The following is a 15,672-nucleotide window of genomic DNA, read 5'->3' as shown; positions in this document are numbered from 1 at the left end:
CCTGAAATGAAGAAGAACGTTCTGATCATCGGCGCCGGTGGCGTAGCACAGGTCGTGGCGCATAAATGCGCCCAGAACAGCGATGTATTGGGAGACATTCATATTGCGTCACGGACTTTGGAAAAGTGCCGCAAGATTGTCGAGTCCGTACGCGAAAAGAAGAGCCTCAAGACAGATGTGAAACTTGAGGCCCATGCGCTTGACGCGATGGATATCGAGGCGACGAAAGCCTTGATTACGAAAACCGGCGTAGAGATCGTCATCAACGTCGGTTCGGCTTTCGTCAACATGTCCGTTCTTCGTGCCTGCATGGACACGGGTGTTGCTTATATGGATACGGCGATCCACGAGGATCCCACCAAGATTTGTGAGGCGCCGCCGTGGTACGGAAACTACGAGTGGAAGCGCGCTGCCGAATGCAAGGAAAAGGGCGTAACGGCACTGCTCGGCGTCGGTTTCGATCCCGGCGTGGTCAATGCCTATGCCCGCCTCGCCAAGGATGAATATTTCGACAAGGTCACTTCGGTCGATATCGTCGATATCAATGCCGGCAGCCATGGCCGCTGGTTCTCCACCAACTTCGATCCGGAAATCAACTTCCGCGAATTCACCGGTGTCGTCTATTCCTGGCAGAATGGCCAGTGGCAGACGAACCAGATGTTCGAGGTCGGCCAGGAATTCGATCTGCCGGTTGTCGGCAAGCAGAAGGCCTATATGACCGGCCATGACGAAGTGCATTCGCTGTCCAAAAACATGGATGGCGCCGATGTGCGCTTCTGGATGGGCTTCGGCGATCACTACATCAACGTCTTCACCGTGCTGAAGAACCTCGGTCTTCTCTCCGAAAAGCCGGTCAAGACTGCCGAAGGTCTGGAAGTCGTGCCGTTGAAGGTGGTCAAGGCCGTATTGCCGGATCCCTCTTCGCTTGCACCCGACTATGTCGGCAAGACCTGCATCGGCGATGTCGTCAAGGGCATCAAGGATGGCAAGGAACGCGAAGTCTTCATCTACAACGTGGCCGACCACAAGGAAGCTTACGAGGAAGTTGGATCGCAGGGCATTTCCTACACCGCCGGCGTTCCTCCGGTCGCTGCCGCCATGCTAATTGCCACCGGCGAGTGGGATGTGAAGCAAATGGCCAATGTGGAAGAACTGCCACCGCAGCCTTTCCTGAACCTTCTGAATAAGATCGGCCTTCCAAGCCGTATCAAGGACGAAAATGGCGATCGCGCCCTGACGTTCTGATCCATCAAGACAATAAAAAGCCCCGCAAAAGCGGGGCTTTTTTTGTGATGAAGTTTGCCAGTTACTTGGCATCATCCTCGGCCTTAAGCCGAGGATCTAACGGCACGGTACTGACCCGCGCCTCAGCCCTTTGCCGGCTTCGGCCCGCGCTTTTCGAAAGGCCGGTCCTTCTTGCCTTCGAATTTGGGCTTGTCGCCGAAGGTCTTTTTCTTTTTCCAGGGCTTGTCGTCGCCCTTGCGGTCGTCGGCTGCGCCGCCAGCATTATTGGGTTTGTTGAACTTCCGCTGGGCCGTGGCCGGGCGGGTGTCCTCACGAACACTGCCGGTCATTTCCGGCTTGCCTTCCAGCGCCTTCAGACGAATGCCCTTTTCGAGCATCATGTCCTTGCCGATGGCGGAGGTGAAACGATCGACGGCATCGGCCGCCAGTTCCACAAAGGTCTCCGTCTGCTGCATGCGGATGGCGCCGATATCCTGACGGGTGATCTTGCCGAAGCGGCAGAGCATGGGGATGAGCCAGCGCGGCTCGGCGCTCTGCTTGCGGCCCACCGAAAGCGAAAACCAAGCGCTGTCGGAAAAGTCGGAACGTTCGCGGCGCGGCGCGTCGTTTTCGGGGGTTTCGAAGCTGTCGCGGCGCGGTTTGCGGGTATTGTCCAGCGCAACTTCGGTGATGTCTTCCGGGGCGGAACGTCCGGCGTGGTAAAGGCGCACGAAGGCGGCTGCTACTTTTTCCGCGCCATGCTGCTCAAGCAGCTGCTTGACGAAATCGCGCTCGTCGTCGGCCACGGCCTCGGTGAGAGCCGGGTCTGCCAGAAGCCGGGCGCCGTCGCGTTCAACGATCTCTTCGACCGAAGGCGGGCGAACCCATGCTGCGCTGACCTTGGCACCTTCCAGAAGGCGTTCGGCCTTGCGGCGCTGGTTGACAGGCACCACGATGGTGCTGACGCCCTTCTGACCGGCGCGGCCGGTACGGCCGGAACGGTGGAGAAGCGTTTCCGAATTGGTCGGCAGGTCGGCGTGGATAACTAGTTCGAGGCCAGGCAGGTCGATGCCGCGTGCAGCAACGTCAGTCGCCACGCAAACCCGGGCGCGACCGTCACGCATTGCCTGAAGCGCATGGGTACGTTCGTTCTGGGTCAGTTCGCCTGACAGAGCCACGACGGAAAAGCCGCGATTGTTCAGACGGGCCGTCAGATGATTTACGGCCGCACGGGTGGAGCAGAAAACGATGGCGTTGCGGGCTTCGTAAAAGCGCAGCGCATTGATGATGGCGTTTTCGCGGTCGGAGCCGGTCACCAGCAAGGCGCGGTATTCGATGTCCACATGCTGCTTCTGTTCTGAAGCGGTGGCGATGCGAACGGCGTTCTTCTGGTAGCTTTCGGCAAGCTTGGCGATGCTGCGCGGAACGGTGGCCGAGAACATCAGCGTGCGGCGGTTAGCCGGCGATTCTTCCAGAATGAATTCCAGATCTTCGCGGAAGCCGAGATCGAGCATCTCGTCGGCCTCGTCCAGTACCACGGCGCGTAGCGACGACAGATCGAGCGCGCCGCGCTTGATGTGGTCGCAGAGGCGGCCGGGGGTGCCGACGATAATATGCGCGCCGCGCTCCAGTGCGCGTCGTTCGCTGCGGATATCCATGCCGCCAACGCAGGACGCGATCGATACGCCGGCGAATTCATAAAGCCATTCCAGCTCGCGCTTGACCTGCATGGCCAGTTCGCGGGTTGGCGCAATGGCGAGTGCCAGCGGCGCGGAAGCCTGGCCGAAACGGGTGTTTTCCGACAGTAGCGTGGTCGCGAGCGCAATGCCGAAGGCAACTGTCTTGCCGGAGCCGGTCTGCGCGGAAACCAGCGCGTCCTTGTCGGCGAGTTCCGGCGAAAGCATGGCCTTCTGCACGGGGGTCAAATCTTTGTAGCCGCGTTTTTCCAACGCCTGCGCGATCGCCGGGGCGATACCCTGGGTGTCTGTCATCTACCGTCTTTCGGATATGAAGCTGCCTGCATCCGCCCGAAACCAATAGGTCCTAAAGTCTCCGGGGCAGCCGATGCAGGCCATTACGGCCATCTGGCCGGTTGCATTGCCGCGCTCCATACTGCGAATAGGCCCGTTTGTACAGTGCACTGCGGTACGCTCTTTCACAGCGCCGCATGCGGTCGCCCATTCCATTCCGACATCTTCTTTCGCCGGGGCTTAAAAAAAAGGCGTACCGCATGGTTCATAAACGGCATTGCGTGCCCCCCGCCTTTTCGCTAAGAGACCCGCAACTTGAGGCTCTTTATCAAAAAAAGAGCCGACTGGGTTTGTTCTTGTCCGCACCTGAAAAACGGCTGGCGGAAAAAAGGGATGGTACTGGTCAAGGCTATGGCTCGCATTGTCATGAAATTCGGCGGCACGTCCGTCGCGAACCTCGAACGCATTCACAATGTCGCACGGCATGTGAAACGCGAAGTGGATGCCGGCCATGAAGTGGCCGTGGTCGTTTCCGCCATGTCCGGTAAAACCAACGAGTTGGTGGACTGGGTGCAGAATGCTGCGAAGGTGGCCGGTGCCAACGCCGCCTCCTTTTACGATGCACGCGAATATGACGCGGTCGTTGCATCCGGCGAGCAGGTGACATCGGGTCTTCTGGCGATCACGCTGCAATCCATGGGCATCAACGCGCGCTCCTGGCAGGGCTGGCAGATTCCGATCCGCACAGACAATGCACATGGTGCCGCCCGCATTCTCGAGATTGACGGTTCGGATATCGTCCACCGCATGGGCGAGGGCCAGGTTGCCGTTGTTGCCGGTTTCCAGGGCATCGGCCCGGATAACCGCATTGCGACGCTCGGTCGCGGCGGTTCGGACACATCAGCCGTTGCCATTGCCGCCGCCGTCAAGGCGGACCGTTGCGATATCTATACCGATGTCGATGGCGTCTACACCACCGATCCGCGCATCGAGCCCAAAGCTCGCCGCATGAAGAAGATCGCTTTCGAGGAAATGCTCGAAATGGCGTCTCTCGGTGCGAAGGTTCTGCAGGTTCGCTCCGTCGAGCTTGCCATGGTACACAAGGTGCGCACCTTCGTTCGCTCCAGTTTCGAGGATCCCGATGCGCCGGGCATGGGCGACCTCATCAACCCGCCCGGTACTTTGATTTGTGACGAGGAAGAAATCGTGGAACAGGAAGTCGTAACCGGCATCGCCTATGCCAAGGATGAAGCACAGATCTCGCTGCGCCGCGTGGCCGACCGTCCGGGCGTCTCCGCCGCGATCTTCGGGCCACTGGCCGAAGCGCATATCAATGTCGACATGATCGTGCAGAACATCTCCGAAGATGGGTCGCGCACCGACATGACCTTCACCGTTCCTTCGGGCGACGTTGCCAAGGCTCTGCGCGTTCTGGACGAGAACAAGGCCCAGATCGGCTTCGACGTCGCGCAGAACGAGACCGGCCTTGCCAAGGTTTCGGTCATCGGTATCGGCATGCGCAGCCATGCTGGCGTTGCTGCCAGCGCCTTCAAGGCGCTTGCCGAGAAGAACATCAACATCAAGGCCATCACCACCTCCGAGATCAAGATTTCGATCCTGATCGACGGTGCCTATGCCGAACTGGCCGTTCGCACTTTGCATTCTGCTTACGGTCTCGATAAGAACTAAGTTCGAGACATCGGTTCCCGATGCTCCGATTCTTCGGGGTTGCGTTCTTCCGATGTGGCGTTTCATGAAAGCGTGTCCCTTGCGGGACGCGCTTCTCGCGCTATAAATTTTTTAAATGACGTTTTGATTCTCGAATATTATGACATTCGGATCGGAAGCGTCGGGGAGCAAACGCGATGAGAGACCTTTCTGCAGGTCCGCGCGTCCTGCTAAAGCGGCTGCGCGAAATGATGGCGGAGCACCTTGAGCCGCAGGACCGTCTGGACCAGATCGTCCGTCAGATAGCCAGCAACATGGTGGCGGAGGTTTGCTCGGTCTACGTGCTGCGTTCCGACAGCGTGCTGGAGCTTTACGCCACCGAAGGTCTCAACAAGGATGCCGTGCATCTTGCCCAGCTGAAAATGGGGCAGGGTCTTGTCGGCACCATTGCCGCTTCCGCCCAACCTCTCAATCTTTCCGATGCGCAGGCGCATCCGGCTTTCCGCTATCTTCCTGAAACGGGGGAGGAAATTTATCATTCCTTCCTCGGCGTGCCGATTTTGCGCTCCGGTCGCACTCTTGGCGTTCTTGTGGTCCAGAACAAGGTCAGCCGAACATACCGGGAGGATGAAGTTGAGGCGCTCGAGACAACCGCGATGCTCATCGCTGAAATAGTGGCGAGCGGTGAATTGAAAAAGATCACCCGCCCCGGTGTGGAGCTGGACCTGACGCGTGCCGTTTCCATTGATGGCGATGCTTATGGCGAAGGCATCGGTCTTGGTCATGTCGTGCTGCACGACCCCCGAATCGTGGTCACCAATCTGCTGAATGAGGATGCCGATACGGAAATCCTGCGTCTTGCCGACGCCATCGGTTCGCTGCGCCTGTCGATCGACGACATGTTGCAGCGTCGCGACGTCCCGACCGAAGGCGAGCATCGCGAGGTTCTCGAGACCTACCGCATGTTCGCCCACGATCAGGGCTGGGTGCGGCGCATGGAAGAAGCTATCCGCAACGGCCTGACGGCGGAAGCTGCGGTCGAGAAAGTTCAGAGCGACACAAAGGCGCGCATGATGCGCCTGACCGATCCCTATCTTCGCGAGCGCATGCATGATTTCGACGATCTCGCCAACCGGCTGCTGCGCCAGTTGATCGGTTTCGGCGGTCGCAGCCCCGAGCATGATTTTCCGCTGGACGCCATCGTTCTGGCCCGCGCCATGGGTGCCGCCGAATTGCTGGATTATCCACGTGAGAAATTGCGCGGCTTGGTGCTCGAAGACGGTGCGGTGACGAGCCACGTCGTCATCGTGGCGCGCGCCATGGGCATTCCGATCATCGGGCAGGCGACAGGCATCGTCGCCCTTGCTGAAAATAACGATCCCATCATCATCGACGGCGATGACGGCCAGGTGCATTTGCGCCCGATGTCGGATTTGCAGCGCGCCTATGAGGAAAAAGTGCGCCTGCGAGCCAAGCGCCAGGAGCAGTTCCGCGCGCTTCGCAATGTCGAGCCGATCACCAAGGATGGCCAGAAGGTCAACCTCAAGATGAATGCGGGCCTTCTCGTAGACCTGCCGCAGCTCGAGGAATCCGGCGCCGATGGCATCGGCCTGTTCCGCACCGAGCTGCAGTTCATGATCGCCTCCAACATGCCCAAGGGCGAGGAGCAGGAAGCGTTCTATCGGTCCGTCTTGCGGCAGGCCAAGGGCAAGAGCGTTACCTTCCGCACGCTGGATATCGGCGGCGACAAGGTGGTTTCCTATATGCGCGGCCAGGAAGAGGAAAACCCGGCGCTGGGCTGGCGGGCGATCCGCCTGTCGCTCGACCGTCCGGGTCTGATGCGCACACAGATGCGCGCGCTTCTGCGTGCTGCCTCAGGTGCTGAACTACGCATGATGTTGCCGATGGTGACGGAGGTTTCCGAAATCCGCGCCGCGCGCGATCTGCTTCAGAAGGAAGTGCAGCATCTTTCGAAATTCAGCCATGCCCTTCCGAAAAAGCTGCAATTCGGTGCGATGCTGGAAGTGCCTTCGCTGATGTGGCAGCTCGATGAGCTGATGCAGGAAGTGGATTTCGTCTCCGTCGGTTCGAACGACCTGTTCCAGTTTTCGATGGCGGTCGATCGCGGCAATGCAAGGGTTTCGGATCGTTTCGACAATCTTGGCAAACCGTTCCTGCGCATTCTGCGCGATATCGTGCGCGCTGGCGAAAAGCACCACACCTCTGTCACGCTTTGCGGCGAAATGGCAAGCAAGCCACTTTCGGCCATGGCTTTGATCGGCCTTGGTTTCCGTTCGGTTTCCATGTCGCCGACGGCGATCGGTCCGGTGAAGGCCATGCTTCTCGGGCTTGATGCCGCGCGCCTTGCCGATGAGCTGAACGCTGCGCTCGACGATCATAATTCGCTGGAAAGCGCGCGCGAGGTGTTGTTACGCTTTGCCGCGACGCATTCCATTCCCATTTAAAAGACCTGTTTCATAATCGGAGTGACTGGTGGCGAAGCTTCCCGTCGAAAAAATGCGCGAGTTGGAAAGGCGTTTCGGAGAGATCGAAGCGCGGATGTCGGCTGGTCCGGCAGCGGATGTCTATGTGAAGCTGGCTTCGGAATATTCCGAACTAGAGCCGGTGGTAAAAAAAGTCCGCGAATACGAAAAGGCGGTCTCCGAGGCCGCCGATCTCCAGGCGCTACTTGCCGACAAGACGACCGACAAGGACATGCGCGATCTGGCGGAAATGGAGCTGCCGGAGGTCGAGGCCCGAATCGGCGAGCTTGAGAAGGAAATGCAGGTCCTGCTGCTTCCCAAGGATGCGGCGGACGAAAAAAGCGCCATCCTCGAAATCCGCGCCGGCACGGGCGGATCCGAAGCGGCACTTTTCGCCGGCGATTTGTTTCGCATGTATGAGCGCTTCGCTTCAGCCAAGGGCTGGAAAGTTGAAGTTCTTTCCGCAAGCGAAGGCGAGGCGGGCGGTTACAAGGAAATCATCGCCACGATCAGCGGGCGAGGGGTGTTTTCCAAGCTGAAATTCGAATCCGGCGTACACCGGGTGCAGCGCGTGCCGGAAACAGAGGCGAGCGGCCGCATCCACACCTCGGCAGCCACTGTTGCCGTGCTGCCGGAGGCGGAGGATATCGATGTTGAAATTCGCCCGGAAGACATCCGTATCGACACGATGCGCGCTTCGGGCGCAGGCGGCCAGCACGTCAATACCACTGACTCCGCCGTTCGCATCACCCATCTTCCGACGGGTTTGATCGTTACCAGTTCTGAAAAGTCGCAGCACCAGAACCGCGCCAAGGCGATGCAGGTTCTGCGTTCGCGTCTTTACGACATCGAGCGCCAGAAGGTGGAAAGCGAGCGTTCAGCCGACCGCAAAAGCCAGGTCGGTTCCGGCGACCGTTCCGAGCGCATCCGCACTTACAATTTTCCGCAGGGGCGGGTCACTGATCACCGCATCAACCTGACCCTCTACAAGCTCGACCGGATGATCGAAGGCGAGATCGACGAGCTTGTCGACGCGCTGATTGCTGATTATCAGGCCGGTCAGCTTGCCCAGCTTGGCGAACAACAGCTTTGAGTGGCGGCGCTGACGGGACCGTTTCGACCGAGCTTGCCGCAGCCCGCAAACGGCTGCAGGCGGCGGGCACCGCCGATCCGCTGCTTGATGCGCGCCTGCTGGTTGCCGACGTTACCGGTTTTTCACTGACCGATTTCGTGATGAAACCGGACCATCTCGTCACTCGGGAAGAAAGCGCCCGTATCTCCGCCATGGTCGAAAGGCGCGCAGGCGGAGAGCCAGTCCATCGTATTCTCGGCCACCGCGAATTTCACGGGCTCGATCTTCTTTTATCGAAGGAGACGCTCGAACCCCGCCCGGATACGGAAGTTCTCGTCGATACGCTGTTGCCTGTGTTGACAAAAACTGTTTCCGACAAGGGCAGTGCGCGCATTCTGGATCTGGGTACGGGCACGGGTGCGATCTGTCTGGCGCTTCTCAAGGAATGTCCGGAAGCAACTGGCGTCGGCAGCGATATCTCCGCCGATGCGCTGGAAACGGCAGCGAAAAACGCTGCCCGAAATGGTCTCGCCTCGCGTTTTGAAACCATGCGTAGCGACTGGTTCAAAAAAATCTCTGGCAGCTTTGACATAATTGTGTCGAATCCGCCTTATATAAGAAGTGACATCGTCACAACGCTAGACCGAGAGGTTCGCCATCACGATCCGATGGCGGCGCTGGACGGAGGTCAGGACGGCCTTGCACCGTACCGCCTCATCGCTGCCGACGCAGGCCGCTTTCTTGTGGAAAACGGGATTGTCGGTGTGGAGATCGGTTTCGATCAAAGGCTTGATGTTTCCGCTATATTTGCTTCCCACGGCTTCTCTCTTCTCGACGCCGTGAAGGATTATGGCGACAACGACAGAGTTTTGACCTTCCGGAGATAGTTGTTCGCGATACGTCTGCGGATTATTTGCAAGGATATTTTGCACAGCAAAAGAAAAGGCTTGGATTTCCGCATGAAGCGGGATAGTTTGCCGCCACATGCCGGGTGGCTGAGGACGAATTTAGATTCGTCAGGGTATGGGTCAGTCCCGAAGCGGGTTCTTTTGAGAACCCTGAAGGCTGGGCGTTTCCGGCATGTGAATCAGTAAACTTTGTTCGCAGGTGGCTCGTTGCAGCATTTTGCGCGACCGGTCGTCATACGCGGGGTCTTGTCTGGGGTTATCTCCAGCAGGGCGCGTAATGGAGCAATTTCAGGAAAAGTTTCCAGCGGTTTTCCGCCCGGAATTGCATGAAAATAACCAGATTGTCAGCAAAACAGAATTCAGGTGAGCAATTGATGAGGCCAGGACAGCAAAACAAGCGCGGCCGGGGGCGTGGAAGCAACAACAACAATAACAATGGTGGCGGTAACAACAACAACTTCAACCGCAAGGGCGGTAACCCGCTCACCAGGACTTATGACAGCTCCGGTCCCGATGTTAAAATTCGTGGCACAGCCCAGCACATAGCGGAAAAATACGCCACCCTTGCGCGGGATGCGCAGAGTGCTGGCGACCGCGTGATCGCTGAAAACTATCTGCAGCACGCTGAACACTACAATCGTATCATCGCCACCGCTCAGGCCCAGATGCAGGAGCGTTTCCAGCGCGACGACCGTGGCGAATACAATGCTTCGGATGCCGACGATATGGATATGAACGACGGCGACGATGGTGCACCGCAGCAGCAGTTCGAACAGCCGGAACGGATTCAGCAGCCGGAGCGCCAGGAACGGCAGGAGCGCACCGAGCGTTCCGAGCCGCGTCAGGAACGCCGTGAGCGTCCGGATCGTCGTGAACGGCAGGAGCGCCAGCCGCGCCAGCCGCAGACTTCGGACGAACGGCAGCAGCCGGTATACGACGCCAGCCAGGCGCCTCAGCCCGTCATCGAAGGCACGCCCATGGAAGTGGCCGTCGAGGAACAGCAGCAGCAGACGGAAGCACCAGCGACTGAACGCGCACCAAAGGCTCGCCGCGCCACCGGCCCACGCCCGCGTCGTCCGCGCCGCGCCGCAACCGCGGAAGGTGCTGAGGGTGCCGAAGGCGAAGATACGCCAGCCGGTGATGAGGCAACACCTGCCACGCTCGAAAACGCTGCTGAATAAGCAGGGTTTTCAAAATACCACGCGATTGAAAAAAACTCCGGCTTGCCGGAGTTTTTTTGTTTTTGGGGTCGGGTGTAAAAGCTTGGGCGCTGTTCGAAGGGGGCAATCGCGGCAAAAGGGCGTGACGCTTATCAAGTCCGGCTAAAATTTCCCCGGCAGTCGTTTTCCTCCCCTTTAAACCGATGAAAATGCCTCCCATATTCGTGCAGTAAGGCCGGATGCCGCATGCAGCGGTAACCGTGCATCAAGAGGCGGCAATCGTGAAATCTGTAAAACTCGACTGCCGTAGCGGGGCTTGCCTTTGAGGGAGCCTCAACCCAAACACCCGGAGCCGTGCCGAAAGCGGGCGGGCCGGTATATGGAGGTTCGACTATGAATATTGAAAAGTACTCCGAGCGCGTTCGCGGTTTTCTGCAATCGGCGCAGACGTTTGCGCTCGCAGAAAATCACCAGCAGTTTTCTGCCGAACATGTGCTGAAAGTTCTGCTTGATGACGAGCAGGGCATGGCAGCATCGCTGATCGAGCGGGCTGGCGGCGACGCCAAGGAAGTGCGTCTGGCCAACGATGCGGCACTGGCGAAATTGCCCAAGGTTTCCGGCGGCAATGGTGGCCTTTCCCTGACGGCTCCACTTGCGAAAGTGTTCTCGACTGCGGAAGAACTCGCCAAGAAGGCTGGTGACAGTTTCGTCACCGTCGAGCGTCTTTTGCAGGCGCTGGCGATCGAAAATTCTGCTTCGACCTCGGCGTCCCTGAAAAAGGGCGGCGTGACGGCGCAGGCGCTTAATCAGGTCATCAATGAAATCCGCAAGGGCCGCACGGCTGACAGCGCCAATGCCGAACAGGGCTTTGACGCGCTGAAGAAGTTCGCGCGCGATCTGACGGAGGAAGCCCGCGAAGGCCGGCTCGACCCGGTGATTGGCCGTGACGACGAAATCCGCCGGACCATTCAGGTGCTTTCACGCCGCACCAAGAACAATCCCGTGCTGATCGGTGAACCCGGCGTCGGTAAAACGGCGATTGCCGAAGGTCTTGCGCTGCGCATCGTCAATGGCGATGTGCCCGAAAGCCTTAAAGACAAGAAGCTTATGGCGCTGGATATGGGTGCGCTGATCGCCGGCGCGAAGTATCGCGGCGAGTTCGAGGAGCGCCTGAAGGCAGTCCTGAACGAAGTGCAGGCGGAAAATGGCGGCATCATCCTGTTCATCGACGAGATGCACACGCTGGTCGGCGCCGGTAAGGCCGATGGCGCGATGGATGCGTCCAATCTGCTGAAGCCCGCTCTTGCCCGCGGTGAACTGCACTGCGTTGGCGCCACCACGCTGGATGAATATCGCAAGCACGTGGAAAAGGATCCGGCCCTTGCCCGTCGTTTCCAGCCGGTGCTCGTAGATGAGCCGACCGTGGAGGACACGATCTCGATCCTGCGCGGCCTGAAGGAAAAATACGAACAGCACCACAAGGTCCGCATTTCGGATTCGGCCCTGGTTGCGGCTGCAACGCTTTCCAACCGCTACATTACCGACCGGTTCCTGCCCGACAAGGCAATCGACCTGATGGACGAAGCAGCTTCGCGCCTTCGCATGCAGGTGGATTCCAAGCCGGAAGAACTGGATGAACTGGATCGCCGGATCATTCAGCTCAAGATCGAACGCGAAGCCTTGAAGCAGGAGACGGATCAGTCATCCGTCGACCGCCTGAAGAAGCTCGAGGACGAACTGGCCGATACCGAAGAAAAGGCCGATGCCCTGACGGCCCGCTGGCAGGCGGAAAAGCAGAAGCTGGGCCATGCCGCAGACCTCAAGAAGCGGCTGGACGATGCCCGCAACGAACTGGCGAGTGCCCAGCGTAACGGCCAGTTCCAGCGCGCCGGTGAATTGACCTATGGCATCATTCCGGGCCTCGAAAAGGAGTTGGCTGCAGCGGAAGCGCGTGACAGCAGCGGTGCTGGCTCGATGGTCCAGGAAGTGGTGACGGCGGACAATATCGCCCACATCGTATCCCGCTGGACCGGCATTCCTGTCGACAAGATGCTGGAAGGCCAGCGCGAGAAGCTGCTGCGCATGGAAGACGATCTTGCCAAGTCCGTGGTCGGACAGGGCGAGGCCGTGCAGGCCGTTTCCAAGGCGGTTCGCCGTTCGCGCGCCGGTCTTCAGGATCCGAACCGGCCGATCGGCTCGTTCATCTTCCTCGGCCCGACGGGCGTGGGCAAGACCGAGCTGACCAAGTCGCTCGCCCGGTTCCTGTTCGACGACGAGACCGCGATGGTTCGCCTCGACATGTCGGAATTCATGGAGAAACACTCCGTTGCCCGGCTTATCGGTGCGCCTCCCGGCTATGTCGGTTACGAAGAGGGCGGTGCGTTAACGGAAGCGGTTCGCCGCCGGCCCTATCAGGTCGTGCTGTTTGACGAGATCGAGAAAGCGCATCCGGATGTGTTCAACGTTCTGTTGCAGGTGCTGGACGATGGCCGTCTGACCGATGGTCAGGGCCGCACCGTCGATTTCAAGAACACCATCATCATCATGACCTCGAACCTCGGTTCGGAATTCATGACGCAGATGGGTGACAATGACGATGTGGATTCGGTTCGCGATCTGGTGATGGAGCGGGTCCGGTCGCATTTCCGGCCGGAATTCCTCAACCGTATCGACGATATCATCCTCTTCCATCGCCTGCGGCGCGACGAGATGGGTGCAATCGTGGAGATCCAGCTCAAGCGCCTCGTCTCGCTTCTGGGTGATCGCAAGATCACGCTCGAACTGGATGAGGATGCCCGCAACTGGCTTGCCAATAAGGGTTACGATCCGGCCTACGGCGCACGTCCGCTGAAGCGGGTGATCCAGAAAACGGTTCAGGACAGGCTCGCCGAAATGATCCTCGGCGGCGAGATCCCGGACGGATCGCGGGTCAAGGTGACCTCTGGCACCGACCGGCTGCTTTTCAAGGTCAAGCCCCCAAAGGGTGAGGCCGAGACTGAAACCGCCGATGCGGCATAAAACGAAAGGGCTCCGGTAACGGAGCCCTTTTTCGTATAGCGGTCCCTCTGGTCACGAGACCCGGCGGACTAGCGGCTCGCCACCTGATTGGGTTTTTCTTCGATGTTGAGTAGATTGTCGATCCGCTTTCTCTCGTCGGAGAACCGCGCGAGCGCGACGCCGGAAAGCGATTTGCCGCCCGGCAGGCGCACTTTCATCGCGTCCACTTTCGTGCCGTTGACGATCAGCTCGTAATGCAGATGCGCGCCAGTCGAAAGGCCGGTCGAACCGACATAACCGATCACCTGGCCCTGCCGGACCTTGGAACCCTCGGTGACACCCTTGGCGATGGCGCTCTGGTGGTTATAGGAGGAGACGTAGCCATTGGCGTGGCGGATCAGGGTCTGGTTGCCGTAACCGGAGGCCCAGCCGGCCTTTTCGACAGTGCCGTTGCCTGTCGCGATGATCGGCGTGCCGCGGGCTGCCGCCCAGTCGGTGCCGGTATGCATGCGGCTGAATTTCAAAACCGGGTGGCGGCGCATGCCGAAACCTGATGTCATGCGGCCGTTCGGAACCGGGTTGCGCAACAGGAACTGCCGGATGCTCTTACCGTTCTCGTCGAAATAATCGACGCTGTTATCGTCCGGGTTCTGGAACCGGTAAAACCGCGTCTCGTTGTCGCCGAACTTGGCGTTGACGTAGAGCAGTTCGGACTTGTCCGTCGCCTTGCCGTCCGCATCTTCCACGGAGAAGAAGGCTTCCAGCGTATCTGCCGGTTTCAACTGCGCCTGAAAATCGACGCTGCTGGCCAGAAGCTTGATGAGCTGGGAGACCATGCCCTGATTCATGCCATAGGCCAGGGCCGCCCGGTAAACGCCATCGTAGACGCTGGGCAGATCGCGGCCGGCGGCCGGTGCCGGGGTGCTGTCGAAGGCCGTCGCCACCGCGTCGAGCTTGGGTGGTTCGCTGGCCTTGATGAAATTCTTGCGATCGTCCACCGCCATGGTGACCATGTGGCGACCCTTGCGGTAAAGGCTCACGCGTACGATGTCGCTTTTGTCGTCTTCCTGAATAATGCCGACGCGGAGCACATCGCCGCTTTCGACATTGTTCGACTGGAGTTGCGGTGACAACAGGCCGGCGATTTCGGAGGATTGCGCCTTCGAATAACCCGCGCCGAACAAAGCGGCTTCGATGGTTTCGGTCTGGCGGGCAGGGATCACGTCGTCGGCATATTCCTTGACCGGAACCGAGGGCGATTGAGGGGTTGAAACCGACATATTCTGCTCGACGACACGGGCGGCAAGGCCGGCGGTGATATCGACATCACCCTCATCATTATCGAAACGACGGGGGTCGATGTAATAGAGCGCTGCAAGCTGCTCATTACCATCTGTCAGGATCGAGCCGTTCGAGCGCACTGCCTCCTCCACCTCGTCGAAGCTCAGGGAGCCGGCGAAGGGATACTTGGAGTGCTGGATCGGAAAGGCGACCGTTTTCAGGCTGACTTCGGATTCGACCTCGGAGCCGTAGATTGTGCCCGTGCGGCTCGGCGCCGGCGCCGGGGCGTCCTTGTCGTCACCGCTTGCGAAAATGTTCAGGGGATCGAAGGCGGGATAATCGTCTTGTTTGGCGTAGTTGGACGCCAGCGGAATTTTGACGTGGGAGAAGGGAACCTTGCGGACCACTTCCTTGTCGCCCTCGTTGATAACGGTGGAGACTTCCATGATCGACCGGTCCGAGGGCCGCGCCGCAATGTTAGGCGCAATGAGGCGTGTGCCGCGGCGTGCCGCTTCCGCGGTATTGTTGCCCATATCCGCCTTGGCGAAGGCCTCGGCCGGAATGGCAAGCTGCTGGCGGCCATCGAGAGCTGCAAAAAGGGCAACACCCATCAATATGGAAGAGGTAATGCCGGTAAGGAACGTGCCGGAAAGCCATCTGAGCGAAATCTCACGGCGATCGGGTGCACGGCGCCCTTCCGCCAGAATTGGCGGTTCCGTGCCTAGCGACCGGATCACGTTGCGATCCGCAGTCATACTAGCTGTGCCCCGTCGGTCATGCGCTCTCCAGAAACTTCAGGCGAAGGTGTGCAACTTTCAAAGCCGTGAGTCAAATTGATCGGCACCCTCAAGAGATATGCCGGCAACAGGCTCGCGCGCGTGCCCGCATTAACGTTTTGTTGGCAAAGCA

Annotated in this window: 9 protein-coding genes; 7 read left to right on the top strand and 2 right to left on the bottom strand. The window is 59.2% G+C overall.

The window, feature by feature from the left end; translation table 11 throughout:
* The first annotated feature begins 6 nt into the window (after positions 1 to 6).
* Entirely contained in the window at positions 7 to 1,245 is a 1,239-nt protein-coding gene (locus tag CRO62_RS06785) for a saccharopine dehydrogenase family protein (protein ID WP_013762136.1), read from the top strand.
* 122 nt (positions 1,246 to 1,367) lie between these two features.
* On the opposite strand, the gene CRO62_RS06780 is transcribed toward CRO62_RS06785, so the two are convergent.
* On the bottom strand, positions 1,368 to 3,215 hold the full coding sequence (locus tag CRO62_RS06780) for a DEAD/DEAH box helicase (protein WP_097099668.1): 1,848 nt from the start codon (positions 3,213 to 3,215) through the stop codon (positions 1,368 to 1,370).
* A 390-nt stretch (positions 3,216 to 3,605) separates the two neighbouring features.
* Here CRO62_RS06780 and CRO62_RS06770 point away from each other — a divergent pair, with 390 nt between their 5' ends.
* The 6 genes from CRO62_RS06770 (at position 3,606) to clpB (ending at position 13,503) form a co-directional block, all read left to right on the top strand.
* Complete coding sequence (locus CRO62_RS06770) at positions 3,606 to 4,883, top strand: aspartate kinase (RefSeq protein ID WP_004432098.1); 1,278 nt, start codon at positions 3,606 to 3,608, stop codon at positions 4,881 to 4,883.
* 176 nt (positions 4,884 to 5,059) lie between these two features.
* Positions 5,060 to 7,327: a phosphoenolpyruvate--protein phosphotransferase gene (gene ptsP / locus CRO62_RS06765; RefSeq protein ID WP_097099667.1), complete on the top strand. Its 2,268-nt coding sequence runs from the start codon at positions 5,060 to 5,062 to the stop codon at positions 7,325 to 7,327.
* Between the two features lie 28 nt (positions 7,328 to 7,355).
* On the top strand, positions 7,356 to 8,438 hold the full coding sequence (gene prfA, locus CRO62_RS06760; protein WP_013762139.1) for a peptide chain release factor 1: 1,083 nt from the start codon (positions 7,356 to 7,358) through the stop codon (positions 8,436 to 8,438).
* On the top strand, positions 8,435 to 9,304 hold the full coding sequence (gene prmC / locus CRO62_RS06755; RefSeq protein ID WP_097099666.1) for a peptide chain release factor N(5)-glutamine methyltransferase: 870 nt from the start codon (positions 8,435 to 8,437) through the stop codon (positions 9,302 to 9,304). The genes prfA and prmC overlap by 4 nt, the downstream gene beginning before the upstream one ends.
* Before the next feature lie 395 nt (positions 9,305 to 9,699).
* Entirely contained in the window at positions 9,700 to 10,506 is an 807-nt protein-coding gene (locus CRO62_RS06750; protein WP_097099665.1) for a DUF4167 domain-containing protein, read from the top strand.
* A gap of 372 nt (positions 10,507 to 10,878) precedes the next feature.
* Complete coding sequence (clpB, locus tag CRO62_RS06745; protein ID WP_004432113.1) at positions 10,879 to 13,503, top strand: ATP-dependent chaperone ClpB; 2,625 nt, start codon at positions 10,879 to 10,881, stop codon at positions 13,501 to 13,503.
* Positions 13,504 to 13,571: 68 nt separating this feature from the next.
* On the opposite strand, the gene CRO62_RS06740 is transcribed toward clpB, so the two are convergent.
* Positions 13,572 to 15,518 (bottom strand): M23 family metallopeptidase, encoded by a 1,947-nt coding sequence (locus tag CRO62_RS06740; RefSeq protein WP_097099664.1) that lies wholly within the window; start codon positions 15,516 to 15,518, stop codon positions 13,572 to 13,574.
* Positions 15,519 to 15,672 lie beyond the last annotated feature (154 nt).

Origin of the sequence: Rhizobium sp. AN6A (genome assembly GCF_900215635.1) — a bacterium.
Classification (GTDB): Bacteria; Pseudomonadota; Alphaproteobacteria; order Rhizobiales; family Rhizobiaceae; genus Agrobacterium; species Agrobacterium tumefaciens.
Note: the sequence above shows the minus strand (reverse complement) of the source record. Positions and strands in the feature narration are given on the sequence as shown.

What these genes read in the sequence shown, in the direction of transcription:
- ptsP (WP_097099667.1), top strand. Translation starts at nt 5,060, where the DNA reads ATGAGAGACCTTTCTGCAGGTCCGCGCGTCCTGCTAAAGCGGCTGCGC.
- clpB (WP_004432113.1), top strand. Translation starts at nt 10,879, where the DNA reads ATGAATATTGAAAAGTACTCCGAGCGCGTTCGCGGTTTTCTGCAATCG.
- CRO62_RS06750 (WP_097099665.1), top strand. Translation starts at nt 9,700, where the DNA reads ATGAGGCCAGGACAGCAAAACAAGCGCGGCCGGGGGCGTGGAAGCAAC.
- CRO62_RS06780 (WP_097099668.1), bottom strand. Translation starts at nt 3,215, where the DNA reads ATGACAGACACCCAGGGTATCGCCCCGGCGATCGCGCAGGCGTTGGAA.
- CRO62_RS06740 (WP_097099664.1), bottom strand. Translation starts at nt 15,518, where the DNA reads ATGACTGCGGATCGCAACGTGATCCGGTCGCTAGGCACGGAACCGCCA.
- CRO62_RS06770 (WP_004432098.1), top strand. Translation starts at nt 3,606, where the DNA reads ATGGCTCGCATTGTCATGAAATTCGGCGGCACGTCCGTCGCGAACCTC.
- CRO62_RS06785 (WP_013762136.1), top strand. Translation starts at nt 7, where the DNA reads ATGAAGAAGAACGTTCTGATCATCGGCGCCGGTGGCGTAGCACAGGTC.